The organism is Streptomyces sp. NPDC004732 (assembly GCF_040609235.1).
In the GTDB taxonomy this organism is placed as follows: Bacteria; Actinomycetota; Actinomycetes; order Streptomycetales; family Streptomycetaceae; genus Streptomyces.
The window spans coordinates 470,447-485,573 of record NZ_JBEXJR010000006.1; the positions used below are offsets into that span (position 1 = coordinate 470,447).

Annotated in this window: 15 protein-coding genes; 14 read left to right on the forward strand and 1 reads right to left on the reverse strand. The window is 69.9% G+C overall.

Annotated elements, in window-relative coordinates; translation table 11 throughout:
- Window position 1: 1 nt before the first annotated feature.
- From ABZV77_RS20835 to nusB, 12 genes are all read left to right on the forward strand, one after another.
- Window positions 2-334, forward strand: coding sequence for a DUF6167 family protein (locus ABZV77_RS20835; RefSeq protein ID WP_356258689.1), 333 nt, complete (start codon window positions 2-4; stop codon window positions 332-334).
- On the forward strand, window positions 334-3,003 hold the full coding sequence (gene alaS / locus ABZV77_RS20840) for an alanine--tRNA ligase (protein ID WP_356258692.1): 2,670 nt from the start codon (window positions 334-336) through the stop codon (window positions 3,001-3,003). Before ABZV77_RS20835 ends, alaS begins: the two co-directional genes overlap by 1 nt.
- On the forward strand, window positions 3,003-3,488 hold the full coding sequence (gene ruvX / locus ABZV77_RS20845) for a Holliday junction resolvase RuvX (RefSeq protein WP_356258695.1): 486 nt from the start codon (window positions 3,003-3,005) through the stop codon (window positions 3,486-3,488). The genes alaS and ruvX overlap by 1 nt, the downstream gene beginning before the upstream one ends.
- A gap of 124 nt (window positions 3,489-3,612) precedes the next feature.
- A complete protein-coding gene (mltG, locus tag ABZV77_RS20850; RefSeq protein ID WP_356258698.1) occupies window positions 3,613-5,358 on the forward strand; it encodes an endolytic transglycosylase MltG in 1,746 nt (581 codons plus the stop codon).
- A complete protein-coding gene (locus ABZV77_RS20855; protein ID WP_356258701.1) occupies window positions 5,355-6,185 on the forward strand; it encodes a shikimate dehydrogenase in 831 nt (276 codons plus the stop codon). The genes mltG and ABZV77_RS20855 overlap by 4 nt, the downstream gene beginning before the upstream one ends.
- Before the next feature lie 168 nt (window positions 6,186-6,353).
- On the forward strand, window positions 6,354-7,538 hold the full coding sequence (gene aroC / locus ABZV77_RS20860; protein ID WP_356248595.1) for a chorismate synthase: 1,185 nt from the start codon (window positions 6,354-6,356) through the stop codon (window positions 7,536-7,538).
- Window positions 7,535-8,050 (forward strand): shikimate kinase, encoded by a 516-nt coding sequence (locus ABZV77_RS20865; RefSeq protein WP_356258704.1) that lies wholly within the window; start codon window positions 7,535-7,537, stop codon window positions 8,048-8,050. Before aroC ends, ABZV77_RS20865 begins: the two co-directional genes overlap by 4 nt.
- Entirely contained in the window at window positions 8,047-9,144 is a 1,098-nt protein-coding gene (gene aroB, locus ABZV77_RS20870) for a 3-dehydroquinate synthase (RefSeq protein ID WP_356258707.1), read from the forward strand. Before ABZV77_RS20865 ends, aroB begins: the two co-directional genes overlap by 4 nt.
- Before the next feature lie 161 nt (window positions 9,145-9,305).
- Window positions 9,306-10,241, forward strand: coding sequence for a Pro-rich N-terminal domain-containing protein (locus ABZV77_RS20875; RefSeq protein WP_356258710.1), 936 nt, complete (start codon window positions 9,306-9,308; stop codon window positions 10,239-10,241).
- A gap of 94 nt (window positions 10,242-10,335) precedes the next feature.
- Window positions 10,336-11,442, forward strand: a complete 1,107-nt coding sequence (locus ABZV77_RS20880) for an aminopeptidase P family protein (RefSeq protein ID WP_356258713.1) — start codon at window positions 10,336-10,338, stop codon at window positions 11,440-11,442.
- 57 nt (window positions 11,443-11,499) lie between these two features.
- Window positions 11,500-12,066 (forward strand): elongation factor P, encoded by a 567-nt coding sequence (efp, locus tag ABZV77_RS20885; RefSeq protein WP_356258716.1) that lies wholly within the window; start codon window positions 11,500-11,502, stop codon window positions 12,064-12,066.
- 2 nt (window positions 12,067-12,068) lie between these two features.
- Window positions 12,069-12,503: a transcription antitermination factor NusB gene (gene nusB / locus ABZV77_RS20890; RefSeq protein WP_055543677.1), complete on the forward strand. Its 435-nt coding sequence runs from the start codon at window positions 12,069-12,071 to the stop codon at window positions 12,501-12,503.
- A 244-nt stretch (window positions 12,504-12,747) separates the two neighbouring features.
- Here the strand turns inward: nusB and bldD are convergent, their stop codons facing one another.
- Window positions 12,748-13,248, reverse strand: a complete 501-nt coding sequence (gene bldD / locus ABZV77_RS20895; RefSeq protein WP_055564195.1) for a transcriptional regulator BldD — start codon at window positions 13,246-13,248, stop codon at window positions 12,748-12,750.
- A 224-nt stretch (window positions 13,249-13,472) separates the two neighbouring features.
- Here bldD and pyrR point away from each other — a divergent pair, with 224 nt between their 5' ends.
- On the forward strand, window positions 13,473-14,054 hold the full coding sequence (gene pyrR, locus ABZV77_RS20900) for a bifunctional pyr operon transcriptional regulator/uracil phosphoribosyltransferase PyrR (RefSeq protein ID WP_356258721.1): 582 nt from the start codon (window positions 13,473-13,475) through the stop codon (window positions 14,052-14,054).
- 85 nt (window positions 14,055-14,139) lie between these two features.
- Complete coding sequence (locus tag ABZV77_RS20905; protein ID WP_356258724.1) at window positions 14,140-15,126, forward strand: aspartate carbamoyltransferase catalytic subunit; 987 nt, start codon at window positions 14,140-14,142, stop codon at window positions 15,124-15,126.
- Window position 15,127: the final 1 nt, after the last annotated feature.

Below are 15,127 nucleotides of genomic sequence, written 5' to 3' on the forward strand. Positions count from 1 at the left end.
GATGTTCCGCCGTACGTTCTGGTTCACCGCGGGCGCAGCCGCCGGCGTATGGGCCACCACCAAGGTCAACCGCAAGCTCAAGCAGCTGACCCCCGAGAGCCTCGCCGCGCAGGCCGCGAACAAGGCGATCGAGACGGGTCACCGCCTGAAGGACTTCGCGCTCGACATCCGCGACGGCATGGCCGAGCGCGAGGTCGAGCTGGGCGAGGCGCTGGGTCTGCAGCACAACCCCGACGCCGAACTGCCCGCGCCCCGCCGCTTCGCGGTCATCGAGAGCCACAGCAGCTACAAGAACGACATCAAGACGCAGTACAACGGGAATGAGGACCACTGATGGAGTCGGCTGAAATCCGCCGCCGCTGGCTGAGCTTCTTCGAGGAGCGCGGGCACGCCGTCGTCCCTTCGGCGTCGCTCATCGCGGACGACCCGACTCTGCTGCTCGTCCCCGCAGGCATGGTGCCGTTCAAGCCCTACTTCCTGGGTGAGGTCAAGCCGCCCGCCCCGCGCGTCACCAGCGTGCAGAAGTGCGTGCGCACGCCCGACATCGAAGAGGTCGGCAAGACCACGCGCCACGGCACGTTCTTCCAGATGTGCGGCAACTTCTCCTTCGGCGACTACTTCAAGGAAGGCGCCATCACGCTCTCCTGGGAGATGCTGACCAACTCGGTCGCCGACGGCGGCTTCGGCCTCGACCCCGAGCGCCTGTGGATCACGGTCTACCTCGACGACGACGAGGCCGAGCAGATCTGGCGCGAGAAGGTCGGCGTCCCGGCCGAGCGCATCCAGCGCCTGGGCAAGAAGGACAACTTCTGGTCCATGGGCGTGCCCGGTCCCTGCGGTCCGTGCTCCGAGATCAACTACGACCGCGGTCCCGAGTTCGGCGAAGAGGGCGGCCCCGCCGTCAACGACGAGCGCTACGTGGAGATCTGGAACCTGGTCTTCATGCAGTTCGAGCGCGGCGCGGGCGACGGCAAGGAGGACTTCCCGATCCTCGGCGAGCTGCCGTCGAAGAACATCGACACGGGCCTCGGCCTCGAGCGTCTCGCGATGATCCTGCAGGGCGTACAGAACATGTACGAGACGGACACCCTGCGCGTCGTCATGGACAAGGCCACCGAGCTGACCGGCGTGCGCTATGGCGCCGAGCACGGCTCGGACGTCTCCCTGCGCGTGGTCGCCGACCACATCCGTACGTCGACGATGCTCATCGGCGACGGCGTCACGCCCGGCAACGAGGGCCGTGGGTACGTGCTGCGCCGCATCATGCGCCGCGCCATCCGCAACATGCGTCTGATGGGCGCCACGGGACCGGTCGTCAAGGACCTCGTCGACGTCGTGATCGACACGATGGGGCAGCAGTACCCCGAGCTGATCACCGACCGCAAGCGCATCGAGACCGTCGCCCTCGCCGAAGAGGCCGCCTTCCTCAAGGCCCTCAAGGGCGGCACGAACATCCTCGACACCGCAGTCACCGAGACCAAGGCCGCCGGCGGCCAGGTCCTCTCCGGCGACAAGGCGTTCCTGCTGCACGACACCTGGGGCTTCCCCATCGACCTCACCCTGGAGATGGCGGCCGAGCAGGGCCTCTCCGTGGACGAGGACGGCTTCCGCCGTCTGATGAAGGAGCAGCGGGACCGCGCCAAGGCCGACGCCCGCGCCAAGAAGACCGGCCACGCCGATCTGCACGCCTACCGCGAGATCGCCGACGCCTCCGGCGCCACCGACTTCACGGGCTACTCGCTCACCGAGAACGAGGCCCAGATCGTCGGCCTGCTGGTCAACGGCGCCTCCTCGCCCGCCGCCACCGAGGGCGACGAGGTCGAGATCGTCCTCGACCGCACCCCGTTCTACGCCGAGGGCGGCGGCCAGATCGGCGACACCGGCCGCATCCGCCTGGACAGCGGCGCCGTCGTCGAGATCCGTGACGTGCAGAAGCCGGTGCCCGGCGTGCACGTCCACAAGGGTGTCGTCCAGGTCGGCGAGATCACCGTCGGCGCCCCCGTCTGGGCCTCGATCGACTCGCACCGCCGCCGCGCCATCGCCCGCGCCCACTCCGCCACGCACCTCACGCACCAGGCGCTGCGCGACGCGCTCGGCCCGACGGCCGCCCAGGCCGGTTCCGAGAACCAGCCCGGCCGCTTCCGCTTCGACTTCGGCTCGCCGTCCGCCGTGCCCACGGCCGTGATGACGGACGTCGAGCAGCGGATCAACTCGGTGCTCTCCCAGGAGCTGGACGTCCAGGCCGAGGTCATGTCGATCGACGACGCCAAGAAGTCCGGCGCCATCGCCGAGTTCGGCGAGAAGTACGGCGAGCGCGTGCGCGTCGTCACGATCGGCGACTTCTCCAAGGAACTGTGCGGCGGTACGCACGTGCACAACACCGCCCAGCTGGGTCTGGTGAAGCTGCTCGGCGAGTCCTCCATCGGCTCGGGCGTGCGGCGCATCGAGGCGCTGGTCGGTGTCGACGCGTACAACTTCCTCGCCAAGGAGCACACGGTCGTCGCCCAGCTCCAGGAGCTGGTGAAGGGCCGTTCCGAGGAGCTCCCCGAGAAGATCTCCGGCATGCTCGCCAAGCTGAAGGACGCCGAGAAGGAGATCGAGAAGTTCCGCGCGGAGAAGGTCCTCCAGGCCGCCGCCGGTCTCGTCGAGTCCGCCAAGGACGTACGGGGCGTCGCCCTCGTCACCGGCCAGGTGCCGGACGGCACGGGCGCCGACGACCTGCGCAAGCTGGTCCTCGACGTGCGTGGCCGCATCCAGGGCGACCGCCCGGCCGTCGTGGCCCTCTTCGCCACGGCCAACGGCCGCCCGCTGACGGTCATCGCCACCAACGAGTCCGCCCGTGAGCGCGGCCTCAAGGCGGGCGACCTGGTCCGCACGGCCGCCAAGACCCTCGGCGGCGGTGGCGGCGGCAAGCCGGACGTCGCCCAGGGCGGCGGCCAGAACCCGGCCGCGATCGGCGACGCCATCGCCGCGGTCGAGCGCCTCGTCACCGAGACGGCCTGATGACCGAGTCCGCCCAGGGCATGCGTCGGGGCCGACGGCTTGCCATCGACGTCGGTGACGCCCGCATCGGGGTCGCCTCGTGCGACCCCGACGGGATCCTCGCCACCCCGGTCGAGACGGTGCCGGGACGTGACGTCCCGGCGGCCCAGCGCCGCCTGAAGCAGCTCGTCGACGAGTACGAGCCGATCGAGATCGTCGTCGGCCTGCCTCGCTCCCTCAACGGGGGCGAGGGCCCGGCGGCCGCCAAGATCCGCGTCTTCACCCAGGAGCTCGCCCGCATGGTCGCCCCCATTTCGGTGAGGCTCGTGGACGAGAGGATGACCACAGTGACGGCCAGTCAGGGACTGCGCGCCTCCGGTGTGAAGTCCAAAAAGGGCAGGTCTGTCATCGATCAGGCCGCGGCTGTGATCATCCTTCAGCAGGCCCTGGAGTCCGAACGGGCGTCAGGCAAAGCTCCGGGCGAGGGCGTCGAAGTGGTCATCTGATCGCGATACGGTAACGTTCCGCGCGATGCGGCGGTGTTCGAACAGCTGCCGCACAGCATCAAGAGGCGGAACGGTTGCCCGGTCATCCCGACGGCGGCCCCGCCTCGCGGCATGTAGGGGATCGATGACTGAGTATGGCCGGGGCCCAGGCTCCGAACCGTGGCATCCGGAGGACCCGTTGTACGGGGACAGCGGATGGGGAGGACAGCAGCCCTCGGGCGGCACGTCCACCTACGGCGGCCAGGGGCAGTACCACCCTCAGCAGCCGCACCAGCATCAGCAGCCGCACCAGGACCAGTACGGCGGGGAGTGGAACACCGGCCAGCAGCAGGGTTACGGCCAGCAGCAGCCCTACGGCCAACAGCAGTACGACGGCGGCGCCGCCTATGACTACAACTCGCATCCCGGTCAGGGTTACAACTCGCACCCCGGCCAGGGTTACAACGGAAACCCCGACCAGGGCCACAACAACGGTGGCTGGGACACCGGTGGCCAGGGGCAGGTCCCGTACGGCGGCGACCCGATGGATCCCTACGGAAGCCAGCAGGCCGGGTACGGCCCCGAGGGCCACGACTACTACTCCACGCCCGATGCCTACGCGCCGCCGGAGCCGCCCGGCCGCCGCAGGGAGACGCCCGCCGAGCCCGAGGTCGACTGGGACCCGGGGCCCGATCAGGGAGAGCACGCGTTCTTCGCGGGTGACGGGGACGACGACTCCGACGATGACGACGAGCCGGGCCGCCGGGGTGGCCGGGGCGAGCGGCGCGGAGGGCGTGGCGGAAAGAAGCCCAAGAAGCGCCGCAGCGGCTGCGCCTGCCTGGTCGTGACGCTGGTCTTCGCGGGCGGCCTCGGCGGCGTCGGCTACTTCGGCTACCAGTTCTACCAGGATCGTTTCGGCACGGCCCCCGACTTCGCGGGCGCGGGTTCGGGCACGGCCGTCGTCGACATTCCCAAGGACTCCGGCGGCTACGCGATCGGGCAGAAGCTCAAGGACGCGGGCGTCGTCAAAAGCGTCGACGCTTTTGTCTCCGCTCAGGGAAAGCATCCGGACGGGCAGTCCATTCAGGCAGGCGTCTATACGCTGAAGAAGCAGATGTCCGCCAAGAGTGCCGTCGAATTGATGCTCAACCCGAAGAGCCGCAGCAATCTCGTCGTTCCCCCCGGCACGCGGAACGTGACGGTCTACAAACAGATCGACCAGCGCCTCGAACTGAAAAAGGGCACCACAAAGAACATCGCCCGCAAGGAATGGAAGAGCCTCGGGCTGCCCGACTGGGCGACGTCGAACATGAACGACGACGTCAAGGACCCGCTGGAAGGCTTCCTGCACCCCTCCAGCTACCCGGTCGCCAAGGGCAAGAAGCCCGAGGACGTCCTGAAGGACATGGTCGCCCAAGCAACCGCCAAGTACGACGAGTTGGACGTCAAGTCGCAGGCCAAGCGGTTGAACCTGGACAACCCGCTCCAGGTGGTCACGGTCGCCAGCCTCGTGCAGGCCGAAGGCAAGTTCAAGCACGACTTCGACAAGGTGGCCACGGTCGTCTACAACCGTCTGAAGCCCGGCAACACCGAGACGTACGGTCTGCTCGACTTCGACTCGACGGTCAATTACCTGCGGGGCGAGTCCAAACTCGCCACGGGTACGGTCGATGAACTCCGCAAGCTCAGCGACCCGTACAACACATACAAGATCAAGGGTCTTCCCCCCGGTCCTATCGGAAACCCGGGAGACGCGGCGATCGATTCCGCGCTCCATCCCGCGAAGGGGAATTGGTACTACTTCGTCTCCGTCAGTGAGGACAAGACGCTCTTCGCCGAGACGAACGAAGAACAGAACCGGAACCGCGAGAAATACCTGAAGGGGCAATGAGCGCGCAGAAGCGACGAGCCGCAGTCCTCGGCTCCCCGATCGCCCATTCCCTCTCCCCGGTGCTGCACCGCGCCGCGTACGAGGAACTGGGCCTGACCGACTGGACGTACGACCGCTTCGAGATCGACGAGGCGGCGCTGCCCGAGTTCATCGAGAAGGCCGGGCCCGAGTGGGCCGGGCTCTCGCTGACCATGCCGTTGAAGCGGGCGATCATCCCGCTGCTCGACGAGGTCAGCGAGACCGCGGCGTCCGTCGAGGCGGTGAACACGGTGGTGTTCGGCGACGACGGGCGGCGCGTCGGTGACAACACCGACATCCCGGGGATGGTCGCCGCGCTCCGCGAGCGGGGCATCGAGCAGGTCGAGTCGGCCGCGATCCTCGGCGCGGGCGCCACCGCGTCGTCCGCACTGGCCGCGCTCGCCCGGATCTGCACGGGCGAGGTCGTCGCGTACGTGCGCAGCGATGCCCGTGCCGCCGAGATGCGCGAGTGGGGCCAGCGCCTCGACGTACAGGTCAGGACCGAGTCCTGGGAGGACGCGGCGGAGGCGCTGCAGGCGCCCCTGGTGATCGCCACCACGCCCGCGGGCACCACGGATGCCCTGTCGGCCACCGTGCCCGAGCGGCCCGCCACCCTCTTCGACGTGCTGTACAACCCCTGGCCCACCGCTCTCGCGGCGCGCTGGTCGGCGTACGGAGGGGCCGTCGTCAGCGGTCTCGACCTGCTCGTGCACCAGGCGGTGCTGCAGGTCGAGCAGATGACGGGGCACGCTTCCGCGCCGCTCGCGGCCATGCGCAAGGCGGGCGAGCACGCGCTGGCCGAACGGTAAATCCCTGGTCGCGCCCCGGTCGAGGCGCGGCCGAGGGACGTCCGTCAGATGGACCGGACGCCGGGTTCCCCCTCAGGTCGTGGGAGGATCGGGGGTGGCGGGCCAGGGCCGCGCACCCGGCCGCGCCGTCGAAGACAGCAGTTCGAGGCGCGAGCATGAGGAGCACCGTTGAGCAGGTTGCGTTGGCTGACCGCGGGGGAGTCGCACGGACCCGCGCTTGTCGCGACGTTGGAGGGTCTTCCCGCCGGCGTGCCGATCACGACGGAGATGGTGGCGGATCATCTGGCGCGGCGGCGGTTGGGGTATGGCCGTGGGGCGCGGATGAAGTTCGAGCGTGATGAGGTCACGTTCTTGGGCGGGGTCCGGCATGGGCTGAGCATGGGTTCGCCGGTTGCGGTGATGGTGGGCAATACGGAGTGGCCCAAGTGGGAGCAGGTGATGTCGGCGGATCCGGTGGATCCGCAGGTCCTTGCCGATCTGGCGCGTAATGCTCCGCTGACCCGGCCGCGGCCCGGCCACGCCGACCTGGCGGGGATGCAGAAGTACGGCTTTGACGAGGCGCGGCCGGTGCTGGAGCGGGCGTCGGCGCGGGAGACCGCGGCGCGGGTGGCGCTGGGTGCGGTGGCGCGGTCGTTTTTGAAGGAGACGGCCGGGATCGAGATCGTCTCGCATGTCACCGAGCTGGCGGCGGCGAAGGCGCCGTACGGGGTGTACCCGACGCCGGCGGACGTCGAGAAGCTGGATGCCGACCCGGTGCGCTGCCTGGATGCGGATGCCTCCAAGGCGATGGTCGCGGAGATCGATCAGGCGCACAAGGACGGCGACACGCTGGGCGGTGTGGTCGAGGTGCTGGCGTATGGGGTGCCGGTGGGTCTGGGCTCGCATGTGCACTGGGACCGGCGGCTGGATGCGCGGCTTGCGGCGGCGTTGATGGGGATTCAGGCGATCAAGGGGGTCGAGGTCGGTGACGGCTTTGATCTGGCGCGGGTGCCGGGGTCGCAGGCGCATGACGAGATCGTGACCACTGAGGACGGTATCCGGCGGACTTCGGGCCGCTCGGGTGGTACGGAGGGTGGGCTGAGCACGGGTGAGTTGTTGCGGGTGCGGGCGGCGATGAAGCCGATTGCGACGGTGCCGCGGGCGTTGGCGACCATTGATGTGGTCACGGGTGAGGCGACCAAGGCGCATCACCAGCGCTCGGATGTGTGTGCGGTTCCGGCGGCGGGGATTGTCGCGGAGGCGATGGTGGCGTTGGTGCTTGCGGATGCGGTGGCGGAGAAGTTCGGTGGGGACAGTGTTCCCGAGACGCGCCGCAATGTGCAGTCCTACCTCGACAACCTGCAGATCCGGTGACCGGCCCGAAGGCCGTTCTCGTCGGCCCGATGGGCGTGGGCAAGACGACGGTCGGCGAGCTGCTGGCCGGTCGTCTGGGCGTTTCGTTCCGGGACACCGACGCCGACATCGTGGCCGCGCAGGGCCGGGAGATCTCCGACATCTTCGTCGACGAGGGTGAGGACTACTTCCGCGCCCTGGAGAAGAACGCCGTCGCCACGGCCCTCGGCGAGCACGACGGCATCCTCGCCCTCGGCGGCGGCGCCATCCTCGACGAGTCGACCCGCAAGCTCCTCGCCGAGCACCCCGTGGTCTGCCTCTCGATGGACGTGGAGGAAGCGGTCCAGCGCACCGGGCTCAACCAGGCGCGCCCCCTGCTCGCGGTCAACCCCCGCAAGCAGTGGCGCGAGCTGATGGAGTCCCGCCGCCCCCTGTACGCCGAAGTCGCCCGCGCGGTCGTCGCCACCGACGGCCGCACCCCCGATGAGGTCGCCCAGGCGGTCCTCGACGCACTGGAGTTGAAGGAAGCATGACGACGGAGCAGACCCCCACCCGTATCCACGTCGGCGGCGCCGCCGGCACGGATCCGTACGAGGTCCTGGTCGGTCGACAGCTCCTCGGCGAGCTGCCCGGCCTCATCGGCGACCAGGCCAAGCGGGTCGCCGTGATCCACCCCGAGGCGCTCGCCGACACCGGCGACGCGCTCCGCCAGGACCTCGCCGACCAGGGGTACGAGGCCGTCGCCATCCAGGTGCCGAACGCCGAGGAGGCCAAGACGGCGGAGGTCGCCGCGTACTGCTGGAAGGCCCTCGGCCAGTCCGGATTCACGCGCAGTGACGTCATCGTCGGCGTCGGCGGCGGCTCCACCACCGACCTCGCCGGGTTCGTGGCCGCGACCTGGCTGCGCGGGGTGCGGTGGATCGCCGTGCCGACCACGGTGCTCGGCATGGTGGACGCGGCGGTCGGCGGCAAGACCGGCATCAACACCGCCGAGGGCAAGAACCTCGTCGGTTCGTTCCACCCGCCGGCCGGTGTGCTCTGCGACCTCGCGGCGCTCGACTCGCTCCCGGTGAACGACTACGTCTCCGGGCTCGCGGAGATCATCAAGGCCGGTTTCATCGCCGACCCGGCGATCCTGGAGCTCATCGAGGCGGACCCGGAAGCGGCGCGCACGCCCACCGGGCCGCACACCGCCGAGCTCATCGAGCGCTCCATCAGGGTCAAGGCCGAGGTCGTCTCGGGCGACCTCAAGGAGGCGGGCCTGCGCGAGATCCTCAACTACGGGCACACCCTCGCGCACGCCATCGAGAAGAACGAGCGCTACAAGTGGCGGCACGGCGCCGCGGTCTCCGTCGGCATGCACTTCGCGGCCGAACTCGGCCGTCTGGCCGGCCGGTTGGACGACGCCACGGCCGATCGGCACCGTACGGTCCTCGAATCGGTCGGTCTGCCGCTGACCTACCGCTACGACCAGTGGCCCAAGCTCCTGGAGACCATGAAGGTCGACAAGAAGTCCCGCGGTGACCTGCTGCGCTTCATCGTCCTCGACGGCCTCGGCAAGCCGACCGTCCTGGAGGGACCCGACCCGGCCGTGCTGCTGGCCGCGTTCGGAGAAGTGGGCCAGTAACGGCCCCGGCACCTTTCACCGTGGCCTCCTGATTCGGCCACGGGCACGTCACGGCCTCCCCGGCCGTTCACACAACAGCGGCCGGGGACGGTACCGTTCGGTAACGGGCGGCCCGGTCGCTGCCCGACCAGCGACAGTCGCACGAGACGGAGTGGCACCGGATGCAGCACGCAGTGGGGTCTCCGCTGCCGCCGCCCCATCAGCCGGGGCACGGACCTGCCACCGGCTGGTCGCCGGCCGCACACCACCCGACCGCCCCGCCTCCGGGCGCGGCGCCGCAACAGGGGGTGCCCCCCGTCCCGGGATTCACGGGCGGCCCCACTCCGCATGCCCCGAATGCCCCGCACGTCGCGCAGGGACAGCCCCCGATGCCGCCTGCCCCGGCGGCCCCGCAGCCTCCCCAGCACGGGCCGGGACCGGTGCCCCCGGCGTCGGACGCCCCGGCCGCCCCGGCCTCCACGGGCCACATCCAGCTGCCGTCCGGCGCGCCCGTGGCCATGCCGAGCCCTCCGCAGGGCGCGGCGCCCACGGACACCGGCGCCACGACGCTCGCCGTGCTGCTCATCGGCCCCGCGGGTGCGGGCAAGACCAGCGTCGCCAAGTTCTGGGCCGAGCACCGTCGTGTGCCCACGGCCCACATCAGCCTCGACGACGTACGCGAATGGGTGCGCTCCGGGTTCGCCGACCCCCAGTCGGGCTGGAACGACCACTCCGAGGCGCAGTACCGCCTGGCCCGCCGCACCTGCGGCTTCGCCGCACGGAACTTCCTGGCCAACGGCATCTCGTGCATCCTCGACGACGCGGTCTTCCCGGACCGCCCGGTCGTCGGCCTCGGCGGCTGGAAGCGCCACGTGGGCCCCGGCCTGCTGCCCGTCGTCCTGCTCCCGGGCCTGGAGATCGTCCTGGAGCGCAACGCGGAGCGCAGCGGCAACCGCCGCCTCACGGACGAGGAGGTCGCCCGCATCCACGGCCGCATGGCCGGTTGGTACGGCTCGGGCCTCCCCATCATCGACAACTCCCAACTGGACGTCCCCGCCACGGCCCGAGTCCTGGACGACGTCCTGGCCCGAGCTATCGCGAGCCCGCCGCAGTGGTAGCGGGCACCGTGACGGCGTAGGAACAGACGTGCGGCGACGCCCGGTCGGACGCGCCCGCCGGGCCGGACCGGGGCCGCGCTCGTAGGCTCGCCCCATGTCAGAGGTGTACGCGGTCCGCAGGGAGCGGGTTCGGGAACGGTGTGCTGCCGGTGGTGGTGCGGCGGCGCTGGTCTCCCGGCCCGCCAATGTCCGCTATCTTGCCGGCGCGGCGCCCGACGGCGCCGTGCTCCTCGTCGGCGCGGACGAGGACGTACTGCTGTGCGGGCGTCCGCCCGGTGGGCAGCAGGGCGAGGGGCGGCCCGACGAGGCGCTGAAGGTGCAGCTGCTGCCCGAGCCGAGCGCCGATCCGGCCGTCGCCGGTGTCGGCCTGGCGGCCGCGCAGGGGGCCGAGGCGGTGGCCGTCGAGGAGCACCATCTGACCGTCGCCCGGCACCGGGCGCTCGGGTCGGTCGCGCCGCGGCTGCGGCTCCTGGACCTCGGGACGGCCGTCGAGCAGCTGCGTCTGGTGAAGGACGAGGAGGAGCTCTCGTATCTGCGGATCGCCGCGGAGGTCGCCGACCAGGCGCTGGGAGAGCTGCTCGAATCCATCCTCGTGGGACGCACGGAGCGGCACCTGGCGCTGGAGCTGGAGCGGCGGCTCGTCGACCACGGAGCGGACGGACCCGCGTTCCCGACCTCGGTCGGCACCGGCCCGAATTCCGGCAAGGGCGGCCACCGCCCGTCGGACCGGCGGGTGGAGGAGGGCGACTTCCTCTCGGTGTGCCTCGGGGCGAGCTACCGCGGATACCGCTGCGAGATCGGGCGTACGTTCGTCATCGGCACGTCACCCGCCGACTGGCAGATCGAGTTGTACGACCTCGTCTTCGCCGCGCAGCGGGCCGGTCGGGAGGCCCTCGCACCCGGCGCGGCCTGCCGCGACGTGGACCACGCGGCACGCCACGTACTGGACTCGGCGGGCTATTCGGAAGGCCTTGCTCCGCTCACCGGACACGGTGTAGGACTCGAAATCGACGAGGACCCTCAATTGGCGCCCGCGGCCATGGGTAAACTGGACGCCTGCGTGCCGGTCACCGTCGAACCGGGGGTTCACCTCCCTGGCCGGGGTGGTGTCCGGATCGATGACACGCTCGTCGTGCGCCCCGAGGCGGACGGCGGACCCGAGCTACTCACCATCACGACCAAGGAACTGCTCGCGCTCTGAAGGCGCGGGCGTGCCGGGGTCGTCCACCAGTCAGTCAGTGCAGGAGATTCCGCAACCGTGGCTTCCACGAACGACCTCAAGAACGGCCTGGTGCTCAAGCTCGAAGGCGGCCAGCTCTGGTCCGTCGTCGAGTTCCAGCACGTCAAGCCCGGCAAGGGCCCGGCCTTCGTGCGCACCAAGCTCAAGAACGTGCTCTCCGGCAAGGTCGTCGACAAGACGTTCAACGCCGGCGTCAAGGTCGAGACGGCCACGATTGACAAGCGCGACATGCAGTTCTCCTACATGGACGGCGACTACTTCGTCTTCATGGACATGGAGACGTACGACCAGCTGCACGTCGACCGCAAGGCCGTCGGCGACGCCGCCAACTTCCTGATCGAGGGCTTCACCGCCTCCGTCGCGCAGCACGAGGGCTCGGTGCTCTACGTCGAGCTCCCCGCCGCCGTCGAGCTCGTCATCCAGGAGACCGAGCCGGGCGTCCAGGGCGACCGCTCCACCGGCGGCACCAAGCCCGCCACGCTGGAGACCGGCCACCAGATCCAGGTCCCGCTCTTCATCACCACGGGCGAGAAGATCAAGGTCGACACCCGTGACAGCGGCTACCTCGGCCGGGTGAACAGCTAACCGTGGCTGCTCGTAACACGGCCCGCAAGCGCGCCTTCCAGATCCTCTTCGAGGCGGACCAGCGCGGTACCGACGTCCTGACCGTCCTCGCGGACTGGGTGCGCCACTCGCGGTCCGACACCCGGCAGCCGCCGGTGAGCGAGTACACGATGGAGCTCGTCGAGGGGTACGCGGAGCATGAGCGCCGCATCGACGAGCTCATCTCGCAGTACGCCGTCGGCTGGACCCTGGACCGTATGCCCGTCGTCGACCGCAACATCCTGCGGCTCGGTGCCTACGAGCTGGTCTGGGTCGACGGTACGCCGGACGCCGTGGTGCTCGACGAGGCGGTGCAGCTCGCCAAGGAGTTCTCCACGGACGAGTCGCCCGCCTTCGTCAACGGTCTGCTCGGACGCTTCAAGGACCTGAAGCCGTCCCTGCGCCGCGACGAGGCGTAAAGCTTCGGCGTACGTCATCCGGAGGGCCCGCAGCAATCCGCTGCGGGCCCTCCGACTTTCTGCCCGGCTTCCGTACCGGGCTTCTGATTCCTCTGTGCCTCTCCCGGGCGAAATGCTCCGGACACTCCTGAATCGGAGCGGGGCGAAAGAAGAGGCGAAAGGAACAGAAAACCGCCGGGGTGCCGCGGCCTTTCGGCTGCGGCACCCCGGCGGTACGTTTCTGCTGATGTCTCCCGCGGCGGGGTCAGACCTCTTCGTGAGCGACGGCGCGGCGCGCGTCCGCGTCCAGGACGCCCCAGCTGATCAGCTGCTCGGTCAGGACCGAGGGGGACTGGTCATAGATCACGGCGAGGGTGCGCAGGTCGTCCTGGCGGATCGAGAGCACCTTGCCGTTGTAGTCACCGCGCTGCGACTGGATCGTGGCGGCATATCGCTGGAGCGGGCCCGCCTTCTCCTGCGGGACGTGCGCAAGACGCTCCAGGTCGAGCACGAGCTTCGGCGGCGGCTCGGCGGCGCCACCAGGCGCCGTACCGGGAAGGAGCTCCTGGACCGGGACGCCGTAGAACTCCGCCAGCTCGGCGAGGCGCTGCACGGTCACGGCACGGTCGCCGCGCTCGTACGACCCCACCACGACCGCCTTCCAGCGTCCCTGGGACTTCTCCTCGACTCCATGGAGGGAAAGGCCCTGCTGGGTGCGGATCGCGCGGAGCTTGGCCCCGAGCTGCTTGGCGTATTCGCTGGACATATAGCTCCCCGGACGCTGCGACAATCATGCGGCTCCGCCGCGTGGCTGGTAACTCACTGTGAGGTTACGCAGCGTTACTTGCTTGCGTCAAGCCGAAAGGTCCTTACCGCCCCTTCGGTGGAGGCTGATGACGTGCTCGGTCGTAAGTGCTGGTAGTCTGGCTGGCGCAATTTCGACGTCCTTTAAAGTCCGTCCCGTGAGGCGGAGAAGGAGGTCCGTTTCATATGGACACGCAGGACACCAAAGACTCCGCAGACTCCGCTGTCGCGCGCCCCGTGCTCGAGGGCCCGGACATCGCGCGGGTACTGACCCGCATCGCCCACGAGATCGTCGAGCGTGCCAAGGGCGCCGACGACGTGGTTCTGCTCGGCATTCCCACCCGCGGCGTCTTCCTCGCCCGCCGGCTCGCCGAGAAGCTCGAAGAGATCACCGGCCGCACGATCCCGGTCGGCTCCCTCGACATCACCATGTACCGCGACGACCTGCGCATGCACCCTCCGCGCGCGCTGGCCCGCACGGACATCCCCGGTGACGGCATCGACGGCCGCCTGGTCGTCCTCGTCGACGACGTGCTCTTCTCCGGTCGCACCATCCGCGCCGCCCTCGACGCCCTGAACGACATCGGCCGCCCCCGTGCGGTGCAGCTCGCCGTCCTCGTCGACCGGGGCCACCGCGAACTGCCCATCCGTGCCGACTACGTGGGCAAGAACCTCCCCACGTCGCTGCGGGAGACGGTCAAGGTGCAGCTCGCCGAGGAGGACGGCCGCGACGCCGTGCTGCTCGGCGCCAAGCCCGCCTCCGCATAAGACCGGTTTCCTCCTCCACGGGCCCAGGGGCACACCCCTGCGCGCCCGCGCGCCCGCAGACCTCCACACACCGGAGTACACGCAGATGATGCGACACCTCATCTCGGCCGCCGACCTCTCCCGCGACGACGCCGTTCTCATCCTCGACACGGCCGAGGAGATGGCGCGCGTCGCCGACCGGCCGATCAAGAAACTGCCCGCCCTGCGCGGCCGCACCGTGGTCAACCTCTTCTTCGAGGACTCGACCCGGACCCGGATCTCCTTCGAGGCCGCCGAGAAGCGCCTCTCCGCCGACGTCATCAACTTCGCCGCCAAGGGATCCAGCGTCTCCAAGGGCGAGTCCCTGAAGGACACCGCGCAGACCCTGGAGGCGATGGGCGTCGACGCCGTCGTCATCCGGCACGGCGCCTCCGGAGCGCCCTACCGCCTGGCGACCTCCGGCTGGATCGACGCCGCCGTCATCAACGCGGGCGACGGCACCCACCAGCACCCCACACAGGCCCTGCTCGACGCCTTCACCATGCGCCGCCGCCTCGTCGGACCCGACGCGGGCCTCGGCCAGGACCTGGCGGGCAGGCACATCACCCTCGTCGGCGACATCCTGCACAGCCGCGTCGCCCGCTCCAACGTCGACCTGCTGCACACCCTCGGCGCCGAGGTCACCCTCGTCGCCCCGCCCACCCTCGTGCCGGTCGGCGTCGAGCAGTGGCCCTGCGAGGTCAGCTACGACCTGGACAGGGTGCTGCCGAAGTCCGACGCAGTGATGATGCTGCGGGTGCAGCGCGAGCGCATGAACGCCGCGTTCTTCCCCACCGAGCGCGAGTACTCGCGGCGCTACGGCCTGGACGGCGAGCGCATGGCGAAGATGCCCGAGCACGCCATCGTCATGCACCCCGGCCCGATGGTCCGCGGCATGGAGATCACCGCCGAGGTCGCCGACTCCGACCGCTGCACGGTCGTCGAGCAGGTCGCCAACGGCGTGTCCATCCGCATGGCCGTCCTCTACCTGCTGCTCGGCGGCAACGAGCCCGCCGTCACCCACACCCGGCCCAACGATTCGGAGAGCAAGTAAC

Coding starts and splice junctions, on each gene's coding strand:
- ABZV77_RS20835 (WP_356258689.1), top strand. CDS start 2: ATGTTCCGCCGTACGTTCTGGTTCACCGCGGGCGCAGCCGCCGGCGTA.
- alaS (WP_356258692.1), top strand. CDS start 334: ATGGAGTCGGCTGAAATCCGCCGCCGCTGGCTGAGCTTCTTCGAGGAG.
- ruvX (WP_356258695.1), top strand. CDS start 3,003: ATGACCGAGTCCGCCCAGGGCATGCGTCGGGGCCGACGGCTTGCCATC.
- mltG (WP_356258698.1), top strand. CDS start 3,613: ATGACTGAGTATGGCCGGGGCCCAGGCTCCGAACCGTGGCATCCGGAG.
- ABZV77_RS20855 (WP_356258701.1), top strand. CDS start 5,355: ATGAGCGCGCAGAAGCGACGAGCCGCAGTCCTCGGCTCCCCGATCGCC.
- aroB (WP_356258707.1), top strand. CDS start 8,047: ATGACGACGGAGCAGACCCCCACCCGTATCCACGTCGGCGGCGCCGCC.
- ABZV77_RS20875 (WP_356258710.1), top strand. CDS start 9,306: ATGCAGCACGCAGTGGGGTCTCCGCTGCCGCCGCCCCATCAGCCGGGG.
- ABZV77_RS20880 (WP_356258713.1), top strand. CDS start 10,336: ATGTCAGAGGTGTACGCGGTCCGCAGGGAGCGGGTTCGGGAACGGTGT.
- bldD (WP_055564195.1), bottom strand. CDS start 13,248: ATGTCCAGCGAATACGCCAAGCAGCTCGGGGCCAAGCTCCGCGCGATC.
- pyrR (WP_356258721.1), top strand. CDS start 13,473: ATGGACACGCAGGACACCAAAGACTCCGCAGACTCCGCTGTCGCGCGC.
- ABZV77_RS20905 (WP_356258724.1), top strand. CDS start 14,140: ATGATGCGACACCTCATCTCGGCCGCCGACCTCTCCCGCGACGACGCC.